The following is a 22886-nucleotide window of genomic DNA, read 5'->3' on the forward strand; positions in this document are numbered from 1 at the left end:
GCCCTTGCGAGGCTACCTTTCATTTAGTTTAACAAATTTACTTGCTCAAATACCTTGATTTCAGTTGGGCCATTTGTTCCGCCCCTAATCCAAGTTCGCGAATAAAGAATTGGTCAACACTTCCATATTGTTTGTCTAAAGTATTCAGAAACGTTTCGATATATAATCGATTGGCTCCTAACATGGCTTTGACTTTCGACTCATTCATGCCTGACTTCACCATCATGGCTGTCATTTTTTCTTGAGTCGATTTCCAATAATAATTTGTTGCCTCGTAGTCGGCAATGATAGTGGATCGGTCGACACCCAATGCGGCTAAGAATAAAGCTGCTCCTATTCCTGTGCGATCCTTTCCTGCAGTGCAATGAAATACCATAGATTTATCAGTGGGCAATGCTAGCAATTGCTCAAACATCGGCTTGTATTTGGCTTTTAAGAATGAGGTCGTCGAATACATGCTCATGATAAGTGAATCCGTGTTCATGGTCGCGTAGCTTGAACTCGAAGGAAGTGTTTCACTACCCGCCGGAAGATTTAAATACGTCGCGCCAGCCGGTATACGGTCAGGACTTGTTTTAATTTCCGAAGGTCCGCGTAAATCACAAACTAAGGCAAGTTTTAATGCTTGTAGTTTTTGTAAATCTTGTTCAGTCAGCCGACTAATATCCGCTGAACGGTATACTTGACCCCACTTGACTTTTTGTCTATCTTTTGTGGAATAACCCCCTAGGTCACGAAAATTAACAGCGCCTTGTAGGTCTACTTTGCGTTGTAAGCTATCCGCGATTTGAGCTTTTGAAATGGTGGCGATTCCCATCGCCACCAAAAACAATAATTTTTTCATACTCCTAAATTAAAATAAATCCCAACGAATACCCGCTTGACCACGACTTGAGTACCACTCTGACATTGTTACGCGGCGTTCATCACCTAAGTATGTTTTCAAAGGTTCGTTGGTCAAGTTATTTAACTCAATAAATGCCTTAATTTTCTTTGACACTTGCACACTCGCTGAAGCATCTACCGTAAAATTCTTTCCTGTATACGTATAAAATTCCTTTCCAAGCGCTTGATTGATTGTCTCTAATGAAGCCCCGCGGTAATTGCCCGCCAATCGTAACATCAAACCATTGCGCTCGTAAAACAATATCAAGTTATACAAATGCTTTGATTGATTCGGTAAGGATGTTTTATCTACGCGAGTCGTACCGATAACGGGTACAGATGCTTCGCTCTGAATATAGGTATAATTGGCCTCGACACCCAAACCACCCAAGATACCTGGTAAAAATGTGAAACGCTTGTTTATCCCCATCTCAAAACCAAGTAATGATCCATTGGAAATATTGGAAGCTTGTGTCAACAGGTAGCTTGTTCCACCAATATTCTCCATTGAACGATTGGAGAAAATAATGTCCTTCAATTGTTTGTAAAATACACCCCCTGAAACAAGACCTAAATTATCAAAATAGTTCTCGTACATGATGTCAAAATTGTTAGCACGCGTAGGTTTCAAACCCGTATTTCCGCGCGTGATTGTTGGGATTGCTTGCGTCAAATCCACATTTTCTCCAGGATTAAGTTCGGAGAAATTCGCGCGGGAAAATGTACTCGTATACGCAAAACGTAAAGTAGACTTCTCGTTCAAAGCTAACTTCGCATGCAACATTGGTAATAAATTGGTGTAATTATTTTCTTGTTTAATGGGCGTGATACCCGTCGTAGTGGTGGTACCAACACGTGTGGTGGAAAGCTTGTTTCCATCTAAATTTAATAAGGTAGTTTCTGAACGTAAACCACCAATTAATGTTAAGGCATCCGATGGTTTATATTCTGCCATAGCATAAGCAGAAACAACGGATTCGTTGGCTTGATATTTCAACGTAGCGTTTGTAGCAGGCGAAACATCGCGCATCCCATTCGCTGTCAAAGCAGCAGGTGAAAATAAATCAAAAAGCCCTTGTGGAGTCAATGGATTCATGATTAATGATGAATAATCCAACGTTAAGGGATTGAAATACCCGGCACCGATAGGGAATTCTTCGCGTGGCAAGCTGGACAATGTCAGTAAGGCAGGTGAATTCGGTATTCCCAAGGCTGCGTTTGGTACCCAAACAGCTGTTGTTCCGAAAGATGCATCGCGCGTTTTCGTACGGAATTTTAAGCCCGACTTCAATTTTAAACGAGAGTTTGTCTCATGGGTAAAATTGATTTGTAAATTTTTGTCTGCTTCTTCTGTATCCAAACCATAAATCACCATTTGTTGAAGCGTCAATTTAGTGGCATCCATTTTTTCATTAGCATCCCCTAACATCGGATCAAACAACAACGGATCTTGACCAATACCATCCGGCGAATCGAAGTTCCAATATTTTTTTCCATTGGAAGACAATCCAATAAATCCTCCATTAATTCTTTGGCGGAAAGTCGCAATGGGTAAGCCTTTTGTTCCGCTAGTCGAGGGAGTCTCCAAGAAAAATTTAGTTTGGTAACTCGATGCCAACCAATCTACTTTTAACTTATCCCCAAAATAATGCTCTCCCCCTAATTCAAATCCATTCAAAGCTGTTTGATAATGGGAATAGCGATAATTATATTGGTAGCGTCTATTTGTGTAATCAACATATGACTCATGAACAGGACGGATGTCATTAAATTTATCCCATAATCCACGAGAGAAAATTTTATGGTTGTTATTGAATTTGTATTCAATACCATAGGTCAAACCATACGTTTGACGCTTACCCATGTAACGCTTAAACATGATGCTGTTAATCGATGTACGCTCCATGGCGATCGCAGCACCCGTGTTATAAGAGACATCATAGGAATCAGCTCCCCAGTTACGGTCCCAAAATGCACCTGTCACTACAAGCCCTAATTTCCCGCCGAAGAAACGATCGCCAAATGTTACCGATCCGTTCGAAGAACCATCTTGAGAAAATGAATTATATCCACCTGCTGCACTTACATTAAGCACTCGCTTAAGAGGTGAAGTCTTCGTGACGAAATTAATCGATCCTCCAATTGCATCCGCCTCCATATCTGGAGTAATCGCTTTGGAAACTTCCACGCGTTGAATCATTTCCGATGGAACAGCATCTAAAATTGATGCACGAGTCCCGTATACAGATGCTGATGGCAAACGGCTTCCATTAAATAAAGTTGAAGTCCAAGAGAAAGGCGTACCACGTACAGTTGCTTGATCTGCCTCCCCGTGATAACGTGCCACAGCAACTCCTTGAATACGTTGAATCGCCTCCGCCGCATTACGATCCGGTAGTTTACCTATTGCATCGGCTACTAACACATCCATGATCGCCATCGAGTTCTTCTTGATTGAATAGGCTTTTGACTGTGAACCAGCTACAAAGCCCTTTACGATTACCTCGCCCAGCGTATTTGCAGCTGGTTTTAAGCGAATTTCACCTATTGAGTTAAGGGAGGTCGTTAAAGTTATTGTCGTATCTAAGTTCTGATATCCGATAAATGAGAACTGAAGATTTACAGAACTCGACTTCGGTAGCGCCAATCTAAAATCCCCAAATTCATTGGAAATTGAAGCCAAATTCGTACCTTTTACACGAACAGTTGCGCCAGGTAAAGACCCATCTTGAGAGGTTATTTTTCCTTGAATGGATTGTGCAAATGCCCCCAAAGGAAGGCATGCTGCTAAACAAACGAGTGATAATTGAATGATTTTTTTCACGAGAAAATTAAATTAAAGCGAATAAAATTTTACTACACCATCATTTTCTGAAGAAACTACAATGATTGGATTTCCATTTGGACTTTTATCAGCCGGAATAAAAATGACTCCCTCTGGTGCATCCCCTGTTGCAAGCGTCATGATAAATGACGGATAACGCGGATTTGTTACATCAAAAATCATCAAGGCATCCGTGCGCTCACAGCCTAAAAAAGCATAGGTGCGATTCCCGATTTTTCCAATGCTTATACCCTCTGGCTCGGAGCCCTTATCGTCCGAACGAGCATCATCATACAAACCAGCAGCAATTGAACGCATGTCAACCTCATTTTGGCTATCATAAATTTGTGCGCCAGTTAAGCCATTCCATACAGACATGGAGCGAGCACCCATCGAATAAAGTTCATCGAAATCGCCATCACCATCCGTATCACCTAATGTCGTTGTAACATTTAAGCGACCCAACACGGCGTCCGACTTCCAAGCCGCACCAAATGGAAAATTTGCAAAATCCAAAGACAAATCTTTCACGCGTTTGATTTCTGCAAATGCTGTATATTCACGAGCATCTCCCTCATTGGCAGTGAATAAATAAGGAATGCCATCTTTCTCAACCACCGCAATTGCATCTGGCGTGTACATACCCTTTACTTTTGCATACGCACCAAAACCAACTTTCGAATCTTTATCTGAGAAATCGAATGCATTATTTGCAATACCATAATCTTTAAAACCTAAAGGAAATACGTCCGTAATGACTTGCAAATTCAAATCAAGCTTCGCAATCGCATTATTTTCTTGCAAGGTAACCCAAGCTGTTTTGGAATCGGCAGAAACAGTGATGTACTCAGGCTCAACATCCTTTGCCAAAGTCGCCTTAGGCCCATACATTCTAAATCCTTTCTTCTTTAAGATCGTTGCATAGGATTCAAAGCCTGCGAAATTTAATGTCTTAACTGTATATCCAGCTGCAACATTAATTACAGAAATACTACCCTCAGGATCATTTGTGTAGTCATCTGAAGGCTCCCCTTCATTTGCAGTAAGTATGAAATTACCATCCGGCGAAAACGTCACCATGTCAGGTAGAGCGCCTACCGTTATTTGTTTAATTTCAGCTAAATCAGCCGTGTTAAATACAACACATTTTCCTGCTGCCTGCTTTACTTTTGCTTCAATCGCAGCAGCCAATTTACCATTTGAAACAGCTACCGAATTAACAAAACCACCGTATGGATCCATTAATATTTTCCCGGTAACAACCGGTGCTGATGGCTGTTTTAAATCAATTACATCGATGCGATTAAGATCGGCGGAATTATTCACAACGAACAAACGTTTTGTCGTAGGATCGTATGCTGATATTTCTGAGGCTCCGATGCCCCCAAGTTTAATCGACCCGATTTCTTTAAATTGAAATGCTTGCGGGTCATTTTGGAAATCCAAAACTTCGTCTTTTTGACATGCCGTTAGGGATAAAATACACAGAGTCAAGAGTAATAATTTTTTCATAAAGCTTTAAGTTAAAGTTCAAAAAAGTGGCAGAACAAGGTCCTGCCACTTAGTAAAGAATCATTAATCAACATTAGAAAACTAGTAATTACTTAATCAACCACATCACGTCATTGATGTCGTCTTTACCAGCATACTGGCTTGAAATTGCCGCTGTATAATTTTTTAGGTTGGTCGTACGCTCAGAGGTCGGATAAATCCAACGCAACGCGATGCGGCTTGAATTCCCATTTCCTACTCCCGTGTAGAATTTAGGGAACCCTGTACGTCTCCAGTTAAAATAGGCCTCCATTCCAGAATTCATGAAGAATGCCAAATACTTTTGTGAGACAATTTGCTCAACAGCTTTCGTGGCATTTAATTTTACCGCATCTTGTGCATAATAGGTCTCGAAATTGAAATCAATGCTGTAGCTAACTTGATCGGCGGCGGCCATAGAACCTGTCTTTGAATATACCATCGTATTAGCTCCGTCTTTCAAGCCATAGAATGACTGTGAAGCTTGAATTCCTTTCTTATACCAATCCTCCGCAGAACCTGTTGCCCAACCGCGTGCATAACCCTCCGCGATGTTGAAACATAATTCCGGATAACCTACGATGAACGTATTTTCCGCTGTATAATTCTTGTAGTAACGGTTACGGTTTTGGAAAGAATACTTTCCTGGAGCGAATCCAGCACCGTTATTGACACCTGCCTTCGAAGACATATCCGCCAAATCTTCGCCTGAGCTAGCTCCAACAAATGCACTGAAATCAGACGGCAATTTGCCCGATTTCAACTCAAAACCGGCTGGCTCACAAGTAACCATTACGCGTGGATCTTTTAATGAAACCAAAAGGTCTACATAAGCTGCCGACATGTTTTGACGTGTCGCATCGAAACCAAAGTTGTCTGGATTAGATGGATACTTATTAAATGAATTCCATACATACTGAAGACTCTCACCATTGGAAGCCATCATCGGGTACTTCGTCGGATTAGATACCATTTCAGCAAACTTTGCTTTGATTCCTAAATCGGTATCCGCTTCTTTCTTTGACAAGGTTAATAAAACGCGCAAACGATAAGCATTAACCGCCTTCTGCCATTTCTTCAAATCACCACCAAAATAGATGTCTCCTGAAACAGTTTCACCCTTTGCGATTAATGAGGTCAAATCCGTATTCGCATCATCTAACCATTTTAAGATTTGAACATAGATTACTTTTTGAGAATCATAGGTTGGAGCAATCCCTTCAATTCCTTTCAAGGCTCCCGTCATAGGTAAATCACCTACACGCTTCGACATTTGATCAAAGAAATATGCCCGGAAAAACTTACCCAACGCTGAATAGCCATTGACCTCAGCTAAGCCTGCACGCTTTGCCTCCTCTTCCATTTTCACAACGTTCTTTAACGTCGTGTACTGGTTAGGCATTTGACCCAAATTATATTCATTATTTGCGTAATAATTGTAGTTCGAGCAATAAAATTGGTTCCAACGCATCTCTGCTGAAAAAGGACGACCGTTATCATTGAACAAGCTAGACTCTACCCCCTGCAACACCAAAGATGCAGGTACGTTTACTGGACGATTGGAATCAAATTCCAATTGCTCAAAAGGCTTTTCGCAGCTCGTTAAAACAACAGTTGCTAAGCCAATGAAACCGAATAAATAATTTTTAATTTTCATTTTATATATGATTATATACGATGATTTAATATGAATTAGAAAGTAAGGTTAAGGTTCACACCGTAACGACGAACTGAGGGCGTTTGTGGACTTGAGCTACCATCTGAAATGTACTGATTTAAGTCGATGTCTTTCTTCTCTGCGAAGTACAATAAGTTACGTCCAACCAACGAAACAGTTGCTTGATTCACATACTTACCAAACCAAGATTTTGGCAGGTTGAAAGTGACATTCACATCACGTAACATGCTGAATGTACGGCTCATCAAGTTTCCTTCATCCGAGTTATAGTAGCGAGACACATAATCTTGAACGAATTGCTTCGTTGCATTTGGAGAATATTGTAATGCAGCATAGTTCGTTACTTTTCCATCCGCATCATATGCGATCGCCACTCCATTGCTTACTTGAACACCTTCACCTACGAATGCCTTCACACCCAATGCATCTTGTGGACGCGCTGCAGCGAAGATTCCCGTTGTTGTTCCAATGTGACGACCTCCACGGTACGCTTGACGTTGCGTGTAATTTGAAATTACACCACCCACACGACCATCAAACTGGAAACTTAAGCTTACACCTTTGTAGGATAATTTGTTATTGATACCATACACGAAGTCAGGATTCAAGTTTCCTAAATACTGATTCACCGGTGCATAAATTGGACGACCCGAAGCATCATTGATAATCTTACCATCTGGTGTACGAACAAATGCACGACCATAAAATTTATCCACACGATCCCCCACTTTTAAGAACGTATTCAAGTTATTTACCCCTGGATAAATCTCTGTTAATTTCTCAATGTAAGATCCGTAGTTAGCAACCACATCCCAAGCAAAATCTGCTGTCTTCACAGGCGTACCTGTCAATGAAATATCAAAACCATTCTTTTCTGTTTTGATACCATTTACCAATGCCGCTGTATATCCCGAAGTAGATGAGATTGGCAATGAGAAGATCGAAGGACCGTCTTGTGAGTTCCAATATGTCACATCTAAACCAATGCGATTTTGCAAGAAACGTAAGTCCATACCGATCTCCTTCTGCGATGTCTCAGATGGATTCAAATTTGGATTGTTCAATGTATTTGTGAACGATGCTGCCGTCTGGTTGTTGTACGCAAATGATGTTGAGTACACCGCCGAGTTTGTATACGATGGACCATCGTAAGGTGAGTTATAATTCTCACCTGAATAAACCCCTGCCATGTTACCAATTGTTGACTGAGTCAAACCATCCTTCACATTCGCATACGATGCACGGAATTTCAAAAATGAAATCACTTCCGGCAATTTGATATAATCCGTTAAGACAGTAGAAGCCGCAACCGAAGGATAGAAGAATGTATTATTTCCTGAAGGCAATGTCGACAACTTATCCATACGACCCGTTGTTGAAATTGTCAAGAAATTCTTGTAGCTAAAGTCAGCAGAATAGTAAGCTGACAAAACGCGCATCTCCGAACCGAAGTTGGCAATCTTAACTGGATTCGCTGAATTTGAGAAATTATATAAGCCCGGTACGTTTAAGTAATCCGTTGTTCCATACATCGAACGATATTGGAATGTACGCATAGAAGCACCCCCGGTGATCTTGGTATTTATACCTGCAAACAAATCCTTGTCGTAAGTCAATAACAATTCCGTGTTGTTCTCAAATAAAGAACGACGATCTTCTCGGTAATCACCACGACGCTCATCACGACCATAGGTACCCGCTGAATATGGGAATTTCTCCGTACGAACCATATCCCAAGTAGTTACTTGCGTACGTCCGACCAGTTCTAATCCATCTGCTAATTGGTAACGCAATGCCGCTTGACCTACAATGTCATTTTTGTAATGACCGCGTAACCACTCATATGACATGAAGTAAGGGTTGTTGTAACGTTGATATTCCGCATAGATTTGCTGAATACCCTCCTTACCTTTTTGCCAGTAGTTACGCATATCCGCTACATTCCAGTCGGCCCCCGCCCAATACACAATGTTGTAAATAATCGAATTAGGACCATAGTTCACATCCGGAATATTAGGCGTGTACTGACGATTATACTGTAAATTCGACTCAAACTTCAATTTGTTTGAGAATTTGTAATCTGCTGTTACGTTGAAATTCGTAATATTCAACTTTGTATTTGGCACAATACCTTTTTGGTAAATATGCGAAGTCGAGAAACGTAAGTTATATTTCTCACCTGTCGCTGAAACCGAAATATTATTGGTAGACAAAAGACCTGTTTCCAAGAAACGCTTTAAATTGTCTTTACCACGTGCAATCCAAGGTGTACCTTGACGCTTTCCAGTGATAGGATCTACTGGCGAATCGTATTGTGGAATCAATTGACCATTGAATTTTGGACCCCAACCACCATCGTAGTCACCATCGTTCAATCCACCCCCTTTACCATCACCGAAGGCATAAGCACCGTGGTCACCAGGACCATATTCGTCTTGTACTTCTGGAATCGCGTAGAAACCTTTTTCCATCATCGTCGATGAATTTACTTCTACTGAAAATCCACGCTTGTCTTTCGAACCACGTTTAGTCGTAATCAAAATCGCACCATTCTTTCCACGGAAACCGTATAAAGCAGATGCCGAGGCTCCTTTCAATACCGAATACGTTTCGATATCATCTGGAGATATATTCCATGTATCCGAGTTGATTGGCACACCATCTACCACATATAATACAGTAGAGTTACCCCGCAACGAGATGTTTGGCTTACGCAACAACTCGGGTTGTGCACCGATCGTCAAACCGGCTACTTTACCTGCTAATGCGTTTATGGCGTTGGGTTCACGCGACTTCACTAAGCTTGCTCCGTCGACCGACTGAATAGCCACACCAATTTTGCGGACATCTTTTTTGATACCCAAGGCAGTAACAACTACTTCTTGTAATTGCTTCGTATCCGTAGCTAAAACCACTGTAATTTCAGATTGGCTTCCTACTGACACTTCTTTCTTTATGTAACCAATCATGGAAATTTGCAAAACTCCATTTGCCGGAACATTAATCGTAAATTGACCGTCTGCATTGGAATTTGTTCCGGAATTGCTTCCTTTTACTTGAATTGTCGCACCTGGAATAGCTGCTTGATCATCTTGCGCGATTACCCGACCTTTCACCGTCTGTGCTTGACCATAAACGAGGGTAGCCCCCAAATGCAAAAACAGCAAAACAAGTCCTAAAGACTTTAAAAGGCTATTTTTGAGACCTTTTTTTAGTAGTGTTGTGTTCATAAATATTGTTATAATTAATTTTGGCACAAAACTAACTTGACTATATAAGTGCAGAATCAGTAGGAGAACAACAAATCATTAAGAAAAATAGGCTTAGATTAAGGAAAGATTACGGGGCGGAATTTATCCAATTTGAATAGCAAAATTTCTTAGAAAAATACTATTATAATCCTTTACAATTTGATGACATCTGGTTAATTGCGGGATAATGCAGAATTTGGAACTTCGTAAAAATAATCAAGCCTTATGCCCATTAAACTCGTTATTTTAGACATGGCCGGAACGACCGTTCAGGACCAGCACGAAGTAGAACTTTGCTTTAAGCAAGCAGCTATTAAAAATGGACTTCAGGCGAGTGATGAGCGAATTCTCGCCCTGCAAGGCTACGCCAAACTACTCGTGTTCCGTATGTTGTGGGAAGAACAACTCGGAAAAGGGGCTTCGCAGATTGAAGCAAATGCGCAAAAATCCTATCAAGACTTCACCGCAATTTTGGAGAATCATTATAAGACTAATCCAATATACCCAACGGAGGGATGTTTGGAGTTGTTTTCGTATCTGCATCAAAATGGTATCCTCATCGCACTAACAACGGGTTTCTATCGCAAGGTTGCCAATATCATACTAGATAAACTCGGATGGGGACAGTCTTTAAATGGCAACTATATGAATCTCCAGAACAAAAAGGGAATTCATATTTCCGTTACCCCGGATGAAGTCGGCGGAAATGGAAGACCCGCTCCCGACATGATTGAATACGCCATGAAAATGGCCGGCATCAAAGATAAATCAGAAGTCATCAACATCGGGGATACGCCCGTTGACCTATTGTTTGGAAAAAATGCGGGTGTCCGGCTTGCCTTGGGGGTATGCAATGGGACACATACCCGTGAACAACTTGTATCCTACCCGAATGATGGATTATTTGAAAAAATCTCGGATTTAATCGACATAATAGAAAATGATAAAAAGTAAAAAATATGATTTGATTATTGTAGGGGGTGGAATCATCGGTACTTTCTGCGCACTACATGCATTACGCAAGAATAAAACGGTCCTTCTCATAGAAAAGGATGAAATTCCCTTCGAGGCTAGTTTCCGAAATTTTGGACAGGCGGTTCCCTCCGGCCAATCCCTAAATAAATGGTTTGATTATGGTCGGAAATCCCTCAAAATTTACAAAGAACTTCAAGAAGAAACCGACATATCATTGGTTAAACAAGGTTCATGGTATCTCGCGTCTGATGAGCAAGAATTAACGATGCTCGAGGAAATGAGCGCCCTATTTAAGGAGCGAGCCTACGAAAACAGACTATACTCAGCGAAGGATTGTTTGTCGATCAACCCCCATTTCCATAAAGCGTATGTAAAGGGTGGAATGTTCTTGCCTGAAGAGGCTTCCTTAAATCCATTAGTGATGGTTCACCGAGTTCGTGATTTTATGATTCGTAACCTGAACCTCCACTTTATGCCCAATACGGCTGTAATCGAAGTAGAGAAAAAACGTGGCATTGCCAAACTTATGACCGCGAAAAAGGAAAGCCTTTGGGCAGATCATATCATCCTAGCGAATGGTCGGGACACCCAATTCCTCCTTCCCGAACACTATCAAGCCGATGAATTAAAAATCAGCAAATTGCAAATGATGCGTTTAGCCCCGCAAGCAAAAATACTCAAAGCAAATATTTTAACGGGCTTAACGATTCGGCGGTATGAGAGCTTTCATTCCTGCCCATCCTATTCAAAACTGATTGCTTCCGACCACCAAAAAAAATTACAAGCAGCGGGGATACACATTCTTTTTAAGCAGGCTGATGATGGATCGATTATTTTGGGGGATTCGCATGAATATGCGCCTGTGCACAAGCAATCTCAATTGGGTTTTGAGATTTCCACAGAGATCAATCAACTTATGCTAGATGAGGCCAAGAAAATCCTACACCTGTCAGACTGGACAGTAGATTCTTCTTGGGCTGGGTATTATCTACAAAGTAGCGTCGACGATGTATTTACGAAAACGGTCGACGGCGTAATTCATATCATCAATGGGATCGGTGGCAAGGGAATGACCACAAGCCCAGGATTCACACAGGAATACATTCAAAAACTATACGAATGAAAAAGATCGCCATATTGATTTGTTGTTTAGTCAATCAGGTAGTTGCCCAAAAAGCCCCTAAAAACATCATTTTCATGGTTGGGGATGGTATGGGAGTCAGCCAAATCTATGCGGGCTTGACAGCCAATCATGGGACTTTAAACCTTGAACAATTCAAGGTCATTGGATTCCATCGTAATCAAGCATCTGACAATTATGTCACAGATTCTGCAGCGGGCGCTACTGCCTTCGCAACTGGTAAACAAACCTACAATGGAGCCATTGGTTTGGACTCAACTCAGAAACCAAGTGTAAGCCTATTAGAACTTGCCGAGCGTAAGGGCTTATCGACCGGGCTTGTATCCACCTGCGATATCACGGACGCAACTCCCTCCTCCTTTATTGCTCATCAAAAAAAGCGTTCCATGCACGAAGAAATTGCTGCAGACTTTCTGAAAACAGATGTTGATGTGGTCATTGGAGGCGGGCGTAAATATTTCGAAAATCGCCAAGATAAGTCGAATTTATTAGATTCCTTACGCAAAAGAAATTACCAAGTATTAAGTGATATTCCTGCCATGGAATCAGTTCATTCCGGGAAACTAGTGAATTTATACGCGGAAGAAAATCCCGTAAAGATATCTGATGGTCGAGGTGATGCTTTGCTTAAATCCAGTCAAAAAGCCATCGAATTATTATCGAATAACCAACAAGGTTTTTTTATCTTGATTGAGGGGTCTCAAATTGATTGGGGTGGACATGCCAATGATGCGCCCTATGCGATTGCCGAAATGATTGACTTCGACAAGAGTATCGGGTGGGTATTAGAATTCGCGAAAAAAAATAAGGAAACATTAGTTATCGTAACAGCCGATCACGAAACGGGGGGCATGGCACTCATGGGTGGAAATATGAAAACAGGTGAAGTGAATGCGGCCTTCACGACCAAAGGGCATACGGGTCAAATGATCCCCGTCTTTGCCTTTGGGCCTGGTGCGACTGAATTTGCAGGTATCTACCACAATTATGATCTCTTTACGAAAATGAAGACTGCCCTTCGCCTACCTCAAAAGTAAATCGTAAATTTTTCATGCGAATTTCGAAAGCCTACCGCCTCATAAAAAGCATGGGCTTCCAATCTTCGTTTATTGGAAGTAACCTCCAATGATTTAGCACCACGTAATTCCACTTGTTCGCGAATTTTATCTACTAAAAGACGTCCGTAACCTTTGCCTCGATGCGCATCCTTTACAATTAACTCTTGGATTTCGTAAACCCAGCCTAAATGATGCAATAATTGCTGTCCTTTACAAGAAATAAAGGCCACAACACCGTCAATGGGATGAACAATCAGATACATGAAAGTATTCAGATCATTTAAATACGCCTCATAAATAAGAGCGAAAATTGTCATTTCGGAATCCCACTTTTCCAATTCGTCTATGAGTGCTTTCACCGAAAGTACATCACTTTTTTCTGCCCGACGGATTTTTATCATTTCTGCCATATTACGAAATAATTATTCCCATTTAAAATTACGTTTAAATAACAATTTAGCCGATTTTATTGAGCCATATCCGGCTTAATTTAAAGAAATAATTTGATTCAAATGCCAAATTTAGTCGTAGAAAAAATCATTTCGCTGTTTGAAAAAAATGGGGATTCCGAATATGGGGGCGAAGCCGTTACACAAGGGGAACATGCCCTTCAAGCAGCACACCTTGCCATGGAGGAAGGTTGCTTAGCGAATGTCGTGGTGGCAAGTCTGCTTCATGATGTAGGACACATGTTACACCAATTACCCGATGATGCTCCCGAGCATGGAATCGATGACCTACACGAAGAACTTGGATATCGATTTTTAGGCAAATATTTCAAAGAGGCAGTTGCCGAACCCGTGAAATTACACGTGGCTGCTAAACGCTATTTGTGCACACGCGAACCCGAATATTTTGAAATGCTTAGTGAACCATCTATTGTGAGTTTGAATTTACAAGGTGGTCCCATGAGCGAAGCCGAATGCCAGGAGTTTGAGCAAAATGCCCATTACCTTGATGCAGTTCAACTGCGACGCTTTGACGATTTGGCGAAAGTTCCTAACATGGAGGTACGTCCACTCGCATTTTACCTAACATTAATCGAGGGTCAGCTTAAATGAATATCGTATTAAATCGGTCTTCCAAATGGGCACTTCATCCGGCCTGGTCGATGATTGCAGCATTTGGATGTTACTTCTGCGTCTATGGATTTCGCAAACCCTTTACGGCAGGGCAATACATTGATCAATATTGGTTGGGCATCCACTGGAAATCGATATTAATCTCGTCACAAATTGCAGGTTACATGCTATCAAAATGGTGCGGAATCTTTTTTGTTTCGTCCATTACCTGGGAAAAACGAGCTCGTGCTATAATCCTTAGCACCCTCGTCGCCGAATTCGCCCTGTTAGGTTTTGGTTTAATTCCTAGGCCGTGGAATTTACTTTTCTTGGTGTTAAATGGCTTGCCACTGGGTATGATTTTTGGCTACATTCAGGGGTATTTGGAAGGTAAAAAAAATACGGAATTATATATCGCAGCCTTGGGATCCAGTTTTATCTTAGCGGATGGCGTATCGAAATCCGTGGGTATCAATGTTTTACATTGGGGTGTATCCGAAAATTGGATGCCTTTTTTCGCGGGTTTACTTTATGTCATTCCCTTGCTATTTTTTGTTTGGATGTTGACGCAAATCCCAAAACCCAACCAACAAGAAATCGCCGATCGCTCCGAGCGAGAACCCATGTCCCAAAGTGATCGATTGCACGTTGTTAAACTATTATGGCCGGGCATCCTAAGCATCAGTTTATTGTACTTATGCGCGTCCTTATTACGAGGAATTCGTTCCGACTTTGCCCCAGAAATTTGGAAATATTTAGGCTTTATAAGTTTACCTCAAACGTATTCACAAACGGAGATTTGGGTTACTTTGGGTATACTGGGAATCAATGGAAGTCTCGTATTAATCAAGAGCAACTTCAACGCTTTTTTTATCAGCATCTTCTCGATATCCTTGGGTTTTGCCCTCTTGTTATTAGCCGGTTTTTGGGGTGTGGATCATCTGAATCCATTTTGGCTTATTGTTTTAACAGGCTTTGGAATCTACTTACCATATTTGACTATAACGACTTCTGTATTTGAGCGCATGATAGCCATCACCCGGCATAAAGCGAATATAGGTTTCTTGATGTACATCGTAGATTCTATCGGATACCTAGGGTATAACGTCTTATTATTGATGCTAGGTTTTATTGCTCCCAATATCAATATCCCTGAACTATTCTTCGATTGGGTCAAAGCCCTGGGAATTTTAGGCCTACTAATTTGCTTGGGATCTTGTTTCTACTTCTTAAAAAGATTAAAGCAATAACCCTTTTTTCAGGAAAGCTGTTGGGAAATTATTCCCAACAGCTCAGTACAAAACCTATTTTTTGACCGACTGGAAATTCAAACCCATCAAATCAGCTACTTGATGAATCAGCTCCCGCTGATAAACTTGTTCAGATTGATGAACCTCACCTAACTCCGAAACCTTCGCTCCCAACATAGCATACCAAATTTGATAGCAATCCTTTACTTTCTCCCCGTGGGAAGTCCATTGTGTTTTGATCACATCCCCACGACCATGATCCGTGGTAATCAATATCGTCGTTTTGCCTTTGTATAAGGGATCCGATTCTACAAAGTTCCAGATATCGGCCAACCAAGCATCAAACTGATGTGCCGCATTTAAATAATGTCCATAATGCCCTTCATGGGCAAACTCATCCGTCTCTCCATAAGAAATAAACATGGCCTTAGGCTTCTTGTTTTTCAAATAATCCATGGCCTGATAATGCATAAATCCATCCAAAATCTCTGCATCCCCGAATGCCCGGAAGGAATCTTTCGCCATATCTGACAATAAAGAACTTGCCTGTGTATTTACATAAGATTTATAGGAATCAAACGCATTAACCACTGGGAAACCTGCACGCTTCTCGTTTAAAATTCGATCAAAGGCATCCCAAGCACCAAAGGCTGCGACCGAACCTTTGTAGGCTGGCAAGCCATTCAAATATTCAAAGAAATTGGTATTGGGGTTCGCACGGTAATCATTTGAATTAACCGCGGTATCTACTTGACCCGTCAACAACTCACTATATCCTGGATAAGAAAACCAATAGGGATTGGCGACATCAACCTTAGACCCCAAAGCTCGATTACCGTGTATCTGCCCTTTCTTTACAATCGTATTCCAGAAAAATGGGAGGAGTTTCGCACGGCGGGTAGTTACATCGGCCGACCAGTATTTCGAGACAATCGCAGCACTATCCCCATGATGAAAACGCTTTACTTTGACGATGGAGGAATCCATACCACCAAAAACTTCTTGCCAACGGAAGCCGTCGGTCATAATGACAATAACCCGATGACCTTCACTATTTTGGCCGAAAAGTGTTGAAAATGAAAGCAAACAAAAAAAGATTAAATAGATTTTCTTTGACATAAAAATTTGATTTATGAATTCAATTAAGCACTATCCATTTCAAAAGAGATTAAATCATCATAAAGTAATAATCAAATTATATAAATAAAAACAAGAAATGCCGGCAGGAATCCGGCCGACATTTTCTTAATTACACCAATATAAAATCGTATTAAAGTCCGATGGTAGATACCCAAGCTCTTTTTTGCTTGTCGTATCGTAATGTAGAATCTGGCCATTCCACATAGTGTTTCATGTTCAGATATTCAGTTAAGTAACCCTTTTTAGCCAATTCACGGAATAAAAATCCACCACGTTCAACGACTGTCTTTTCATCAAAATGTGGGGTGTTGACCACTTCCTCAAATTGATCTATTTCCAAAGAATTGGGTTTTAAGGTAAAAGTCCCCAGTACCCCTCGGCGTAAATCCATTCGGCCAGCGACAGGTCTACTAATCAAATAAGTATATTTACCCGTTGTATCCTGTACTAAATTGACAAACTGATACAAGGGCAATCGCTTCACATATTCCGCGCGAAACTGAGCTTGATATTTTGTCGAATCAGTCGCGTAAAGCGCTTTTTCACTGATGATTGTTATAATATTGGTGAGTAAGGTATCCCGATCAGAATCAGAAAAATAATAGCCTACTTCATCTTTTGATTGACATGAGGCCAAGGCAATAAAACTAAAAACTATTCCTAAAATACTATTTTTCATATTGGTATAAAAAAGGCCGCACTACTTGTGCGGCCTTTTGGAAAATAAGCTAATTACTTAATATAAAGAACTGAGTTAGGTGAGAATTCAGCCCAACCAGCTGTCCAGTCAGAATCCTTGAACGCTCCAATGTAATCCGTTGGTGTCATTCCAGGTAAAGATGGCAATGCAGTTCCAATTAATGACTCAGACGTACCCGCCGTTAGCGTTAACGTAGGACGTGCAGACCACAAGGCAGATGAAATACCTGTATTGGCAGTAGATGTCAATACCTTGTTACCCGCGATTGCTTTGAACCAATCCGATGCCTTTACACCTGTACCGATTTCGATAGGCTTTGTAGCTACAGTTCCTGCAGAACCAGTTTTAGCAATTTGCTCTTCATCAGCTACTGCCACACCGAAACCGTAAACATTCGTGTTCAAAGCAGTGAAACCTGATGTTCCCCAACCTGAAGTACCCGCGATAACTACGTTCTTAACGATCAACTCACCATTGGCAGCATTTGTCTTCGCAGAACCTTTTTGGCTATCGATATATAAACCTGTTGGGTATCCAGTAATAAATGTATTGTAGATTTTCAATTTGTTGTTACGACGTAATTGAGCACCGTTCTGGAAGTTGAAATCTAAGTAAGAAGAGGATGTTCCCTTTGCTCCGATTACTGAGATGTTCGCAAATGTTGCAGACGTAAATGGAGTTGCGTTGTCACCGTTTGAATTGTTGTCAACCTCAAAACCATTTGAACCGGAAGCATCCGCTAAGTTCCCATCACGGTAGCTTAAACCGAATTGTACGTTACCTGAATATCCGTTGTCCACGTCAAAATCGTCATCCGTACCTTTGTAAGCAATCAAATATTTCGCGTTAACGGTTCCACCAAACCACTCGAATGAGTCATCCAATCCGAATGAAGCCATTACATATTCAATTGTCGTTCCAGAACCTACTGAACCCATCGTCAATGAGTTAATCTCTTGATTTGGATTCAAAGGAATACCTGCATACTCAATACGAACATATTTCAATGAACCTGAATTATCTGCCGCATCTGTTCCACCATGGTAACCTTTGTAACCTCCCTCTAATTCAACCGTTCCAGTCAAGTTATTCGGAGCCTTACCGCAAAGCACGACACCACCCCAATCACCTGGAGCACGGTTACCCACACCTTCAGCCGATGTGAATACAATTGGAGCAGCAGCCGTACCGTTAGCGATCAATTTAGATCCACGGTGTACCACTAAGGTACCCTTTGTTGCTTTATCTCCGATAATTACAGTACCTGCCTGAATAGTCAATTGACCTACCTTAGTCACCGTTCCGAATGTTGGCTCTTCACCCACACGAACATATCCCTTTAATCGGTAAATCTTATCAGCAGTCCAAGTTACGTTTCCTTCGATCACACCTTCCACATCTACGATTGTTTTAGGAGGAACCACTGAAACAGTTACCGGAATAGAAACCAAAGAAGAAACTTGGTTCTTGTTATCTGTTACCTGAACTGTAAATGTAACCGTGGAACCAGTTGTACCTTCAATTACGTAATCCTTCGAGTACTCAGCCGTTTTCTCGCCTGTGTACATCTTTGAATCAAATGCTGCACCATTTTTCAATACAGTAATGGACTTAATACCTGCTGGAGCATTCACTGATGCTTTCACCGTAACAGTTGCACCCGGGATTCCCGCAAGTGTACCTGATGTAGAGACAGTTGGCACTGGAAAAACTTCCTCTTCCTTTGCGCAACCTGCTAATGTTACTACCGCAATAGCTAACATAGCAAAAACTTTAAACATGTTTGTTTGTAAGCGTTTCATCACTTTTTTGTTTTTAGAATTTAAGTTGAAATTGATTGTTTAATTAAATGGAGAAATAATAAGTCCTAAAGAAGCTACACGACCGGGAGCGTAATTCTGAATAATTTGATCACGATTTCGATCAAATATTTGATCTTGGTTTCCATCTTGCAAGATGACATTGCCTTGGTTCAAAATATCGGTCACCCCCCCCTTTAACATGACCGCTTTTGTCAATTGCTTCGAGAAGCTAAAATCAATTACGTTACGAGGCATTTCAAACCAATCCGGATAAGGTGAACCGAAGTTATTACCTACCGCAAAGATTCGTTTTCCAATCACGTTGTAGTTAAAATTAATTTGCAAGCCTTTTTGCATATCATTGTAATTCAAACCCGCGTTCACGATGTATGGGGACTGACCTTGTAGCGGACGATTGTCTGATTGATCTTTAGCTAATGCATCGTCTAATTTCACTCGGCTGAAAATGTACGTACCGTTAAATACCAAGCTCGTTTTACCCAAGATAGAATTCGGTTTTTCCGGACTTAAGTTTTTACGTAACTCGGCTTCGATACCTGTTGAATAGGCCGACTTTGCATTCGAGAAGTTCAAGATTGGATTCGCTCCAGAAGCAAATACTACCTCGATTGGATTTGTAAAGTCTTTGTAAAAAGCTGCTACACTAATTAATTCCGATGGCGTTGGATAAAATTCATAACGGAAATCAAAGTTTTGAATATCTGCATTCTTCAAGGTCGGATTACCTGATACCGTACGGTTATTTACGAAATCATAGAAAGAGAACGGCGCTAACTCACGGAATTCTGGACGATTCAAGGTCTTACCATAAGCCAAACGTAATAAAGCTTTCTCAGAGAAGTTGTACGTTAAATTCATTGATGGCAATAAATCCAAACGCGTATTGTCATAGTTGATTGGCTTACCTACTAAATCTGCTGAATTTAATTTCTGGCTATTTTGCTCCGCACGAACACCGGCAATCGCATTGAATTTCTTACCTAATGCATAGTTAACAGACGCATAAACGGCTAAGAGGTTATTGCTCGCATTATAAGAGTCATTGGGATTTGTTTGCTCATCAATCTTGATACCTGTCTTCGAATTGAAGTTTTGTGGCGAGAACAATTGATCAATGGGTAACGAAGTCTGGAATGATGGGGTAGACTTTACGTATCCAATATTTCGCGCACCGAAATCACGCGCCTTATCTTCATAAAAAGCCCCAGCTTTGAAATCCAATTCTTTCCCATCTGCCAATGCTACCCTCTTCTCTAAATTGAACGCAGCGGTATAAGAGCTTTCCTCCAAATTGATGTAAGTTCTTCCCATCAAGAAGGTTTGAGCAGCACCATTTGGAATAAATAAGTACGATGACGAACCATCTACATTATAACGGAAACGCTTATAATCCGGCTGGTTACGGTAAGCAGAGTTGTAACCCACCATCCAGTCGGTCTTCAACGTGCCATTTTGAAAATCATGGCGACCCGTCAATTGACCCGTGTAAATACCCCGGAAAACCTGATCAAATGAGCGAATATCCCAATTTGAACCGTTGTCAAATCCACTACGCTGAATGTATTGCGTATTCGCTAATTGGTTATATAAATTTTTAAATTCAATCACTGAACCGCCCGCAAATCGTGCCGACCAATTGTGTGAAACACCCACACGTAAAGCATTTGTGTATTGATTGTCTACATAATTAAAAATTTCATCAGGCTCGCCTGTAGTGATAATATTACTGTAACCCCAATCGTTACGCTCCATTTGGAAAATCGAACGCGTATTCGAATAGTTGATCGCTGTTACATTACCTATCTTCACAGAACCCAAATCAAATTTCAAGCCACCCGACAAAGAGGCACGAAGATCCGGCAACGCATTAGATTCAATCGGCACCCAGTTATTTTTTAAAGATGCTCCAATGGCATCTAATCCTGCTGGACCCGATGAAATCAAGGCAGAACGATTAGCAGGAAAGGACTTCGGTAAATCAAAATAACCTTGATCAAATCCCGTCCAGGCTAGATTTGAATTTTTTGTCGCAAAGAAAGTAGAACCTGTCGTCCCTTCACGATAGGCACTCGAAATATCAAGTGTTAAGAAGTTATTCTCAGGAATCGATTTGGTAAAGATTTTTACAACCCCACCCGCGAATTCACCAGGAATTTCTGCGGATGGTGATTTAAATACCAAGATACGGTCGATCTGACCTGCAGGAATAATATCAAAAGAGAAGGAACGCACATCCGTTTCCATCGAAGGAGCGAATGCATTATTTAATTGAACCGTATTATAGCGCTCGTTTAGACCTCGAATATTTATGAAACGCTCACCAAAAATCGTAACCCCCGGAACACGCTTCACAACCTCGGCTGCTGTACGATCTAGTGTCTTGGTAATTTGAGCGGCCGATATACCCGAAACAACTAATTGAGCTGCCTTGATCTCTGAAATAACCGACACCTCCGTGTTGGTCAACTTTTGAGCTACGACTTTTACCTCGGCTAAGGTCGCTGATTCTTCGGCTAGTGATAAATTTAATTCAGTTACCTGATTGGGCTCAACTTTAACGCCTTCATAGATTTTTGATTCGTAACCCACAAAAGAGACCTTTAAAGAATAAGAACCGGCAGGCAACTTTCCGAATGAGAAAAAACCATTGACATCTGTCGCAGCACCTTTGTTGATACCTTGAACCAAAATTGTAGCGCCAATTATATCTTCTTTAGTCTTAGAATCTTTAATGGTACCTCGAATGGTACCGCCATCTTGAGCTAAACCTGAAAATGTGGTGAATGTTAACAGAAGAAAAACGTAAATAGATTTCATATGATTTTAATACTGGTGAATTTTTTACGATGCAAAACTAACCGAAAGAAATAGGGCTCCAGTTAACCGTTTGTTAACGATATATTACCAAATGATTAAATGGAAAATCTATTTGTTAACAATTTGTTAACATAAAGGTGAGCCATGTACTTTTCAAATAAATCTTTAGCGAAAAGGCTAATAAATATTTAACTATTTCAAGAATTATCATTTTTCAAAGAAGAATTTTCTTGAAAAAATGAAATTTTACTTGGATTTAATTTGGACTTAATTCTGAAACCCTAGTTTTGAGTCAACAAACGGAAATATTTCCGCCTAAGTAATTTAAAATCAAAACAGTATGAAAAAGCTCATTCTTAACGCAGTGGCTCTTGCCTTCTTCGCAACGAGCATGTTCACGACTTCACTGGCTCATGCCGCCGAAGTAACTTTACCCGCTAGTATCAGCCAAGTAGGAAAAATGAAATTCCTCGTTAGCGCAGAACCGAATTCGAAACTGCTTGTCATCATTTATGATGCCGATCAAAATATCATTCTTCAAGATGCCGTCACCAATCAAAAGCTTTATAACTTCGCTAGTTTGATGGACGGAAAGTATAAATTGGAGATATTGAATTCTAGGAAGCAGGTCATTCAAACCAAGACATTCAACATTCAAACCGAAGTTAAACGCGATTTAGTCGCTGTTCAATAAGATCATCAACAAGTGAAAGATTAAGGGCAAAAGGGCGCGGAATTTCTGCGCCTTTTTTT

The 22886-nt window shown here is 40.9% G+C and carries 16 protein-coding genes; 6 read left to right on the forward strand and 10 right to left on the reverse strand.

Annotation, left to right across the window (positions count from 1 at the left end; all coding sequences use genetic code 11):
• Nucleotides 1-37: 37 nt before the first annotated feature.
• The 5 genes from ACMH5P_RS07160 to ACMH5P_RS07180 all read right to left on the reverse strand — a co-directional run bounded on the left by ACMH5P_RS07160 (nucleotide 38) and on the right by ACMH5P_RS07180 (nucleotide 10147).
• Nucleotides 38-844, reverse strand: coding sequence for a tyrosine-protein phosphatase (locus ACMH5P_RS07160; RefSeq protein WP_459493652.1), 807 nt, complete (start codon nucleotides 842-844; stop codon nucleotides 38-40).
• A gap of 9 nt (nucleotides 845-853) precedes the next feature.
• Entirely contained in the window at nucleotides 854-3709 is a 2856-nt protein-coding gene (locus ACMH5P_RS07165; RefSeq protein ID WP_459493653.1) for a TonB-dependent receptor, read from the reverse strand.
• A gap of 12 nt (nucleotides 3710-3721) precedes the next feature.
• Nucleotides 3722-5221, reverse strand: coding sequence for a choice-of-anchor I family protein (locus tag ACMH5P_RS07170; protein ID WP_459493654.1), 1500 nt, complete (start codon nucleotides 5219-5221; stop codon nucleotides 3722-3724).
• Between the two features lie 88 nt (nucleotides 5222-5309).
• Nucleotides 5310-6896, reverse strand: a complete 1587-nt coding sequence (locus ACMH5P_RS07175) for a SusD/RagB family nutrient-binding outer membrane lipoprotein (protein ID WP_459493655.1) — start codon at nucleotides 6894-6896, stop codon at nucleotides 5310-5312.
• Nucleotides 6897-6931: 35 nt separating this feature from the next.
• On the reverse strand, nucleotides 6932-10147 hold the full coding sequence (locus ACMH5P_RS07180) for a SusC/RagA family TonB-linked outer membrane protein (RefSeq protein ID WP_459493656.1): 3216 nt from the start codon (nucleotides 10145-10147) through the stop codon (nucleotides 6932-6934).
• A gap of 246 nt (nucleotides 10148-10393) precedes the next feature.
• On the opposite strand from ACMH5P_RS07180, the gene ACMH5P_RS07185 reads away from it, so the two are divergent.
• The 3 genes from ACMH5P_RS07185 to ACMH5P_RS07195 are packed head-to-tail and all read left to right on the forward strand — an operon-like array spanning nucleotide 10394 to nucleotide 13321.
• The gene (locus tag ACMH5P_RS07185) at nucleotides 10394-11122 is read left to right on the forward strand and encodes an HAD family hydrolase (protein ID WP_459493657.1); all 729 of its coding nucleotides are present in this window, start codon (nucleotides 10394-10396) and stop codon (nucleotides 11120-11122) included.
• Nucleotides 11109-12266 (forward strand): TIGR03364 family FAD-dependent oxidoreductase, encoded by a 1158-nt coding sequence (locus tag ACMH5P_RS07190; protein ID WP_459493658.1) that lies wholly within the window; start codon nucleotides 11109-11111, stop codon nucleotides 12264-12266. The genes ACMH5P_RS07185 and ACMH5P_RS07190 overlap by 14 nt, the downstream gene beginning before the upstream one ends.
• Nucleotides 12263-13321: an alkaline phosphatase gene (locus ACMH5P_RS07195; protein WP_459493659.1), complete on the forward strand. Its 1059-nt coding sequence runs from the start codon at nucleotides 12263-12265 to the stop codon at nucleotides 13319-13321. The genes ACMH5P_RS07190 and ACMH5P_RS07195 overlap by 4 nt, the downstream gene beginning before the upstream one ends.
• Here the strand turns inward: ACMH5P_RS07195 and ACMH5P_RS07200 are convergent.
• Nucleotides 13312-13752, reverse strand: coding sequence for a GNAT family N-acetyltransferase (locus ACMH5P_RS07200; RefSeq protein ID WP_459493660.1), 441 nt, complete (start codon nucleotides 13750-13752; stop codon nucleotides 13312-13314). The genes ACMH5P_RS07195 and ACMH5P_RS07200 overlap by 10 nt on opposite strands.
• A 102-nt stretch (nucleotides 13753-13854) precedes the next feature.
• Here ACMH5P_RS07200 and ACMH5P_RS07205 point away from each other — a divergent pair, with 102 nt between their 5' ends.
• Together ACMH5P_RS07205 and ACMH5P_RS07210 are read left to right on the forward strand one after the other, a co-directional pair.
• Complete coding sequence (locus tag ACMH5P_RS07205; RefSeq protein WP_459493661.1) at nucleotides 13855-14403, forward strand: phosphonate degradation HD-domain oxygenase; 549 nt, start codon at nucleotides 13855-13857, stop codon at nucleotides 14401-14403.
• Nucleotides 14400-15653, forward strand: coding sequence for a DUF5690 family protein (locus tag ACMH5P_RS07210; protein ID WP_459493662.1), 1254 nt, complete (start codon nucleotides 14400-14402; stop codon nucleotides 15651-15653). The genes ACMH5P_RS07205 and ACMH5P_RS07210 overlap by 4 nt, the downstream gene beginning before the upstream one ends.
• Nucleotides 15654-15707: 54 nt before the next feature.
• Here the strand turns inward: ACMH5P_RS07210 and ACMH5P_RS07215 are convergent, their stop codons facing one another.
• From ACMH5P_RS07215 to ACMH5P_RS07230, 4 genes are all read right to left on the reverse strand, one after another.
• The gene (locus ACMH5P_RS07215) at nucleotides 15708-16772 is read right to left on the reverse strand and encodes a phosphoglyceromutase (protein ID WP_459493663.1); all 1065 of its coding nucleotides are present in this window, start codon (nucleotides 16770-16772) and stop codon (nucleotides 15708-15710) included.
• A 151-nt stretch (nucleotides 16773-16923) separates the two neighbouring features.
• Nucleotides 16924-17472 carry a hypothetical protein gene (locus ACMH5P_RS07220; RefSeq protein ID WP_459493665.1) on the reverse strand — a complete coding sequence of 183 codons (549 nt, stop codon included), beginning with the start codon at nucleotides 17470-17472 and terminating at the stop codon, nucleotides 16924-16926.
• A 53-nt stretch (nucleotides 17473-17525) separates the two neighbouring features.
• The gene (locus tag ACMH5P_RS07225) at nucleotides 17526-19295 is read right to left on the reverse strand and encodes an Ig-like domain repeat protein (RefSeq protein ID WP_459493666.1); all 1770 of its coding nucleotides are present in this window, start codon (nucleotides 19293-19295) and stop codon (nucleotides 17526-17528) included.
• Between the two features lie 39 nt (nucleotides 19296-19334).
• A complete protein-coding gene (locus ACMH5P_RS07230) occupies nucleotides 19335-22133 on the reverse strand; it encodes a TonB-dependent receptor (protein WP_459493668.1) in 2799 nt (932 codons plus the stop codon).
• A 340-nt stretch (nucleotides 22134-22473) separates the two neighbouring features.
• Here ACMH5P_RS07230 and ACMH5P_RS07235 point away from each other — a divergent pair, with 340 nt between their 5' ends.
• Nucleotides 22474-22827, forward strand: coding sequence for a hypothetical protein (locus tag ACMH5P_RS07235; protein ID WP_459493669.1), 354 nt, complete (start codon nucleotides 22474-22476; stop codon nucleotides 22825-22827).
• Nucleotides 22828-22886: the final 59 nt, after the last annotated feature.

The sequence above is a fragment of the Aquirufa sp. 5-AUSEE-100C1 genome, from assembly GCF_054558655.1.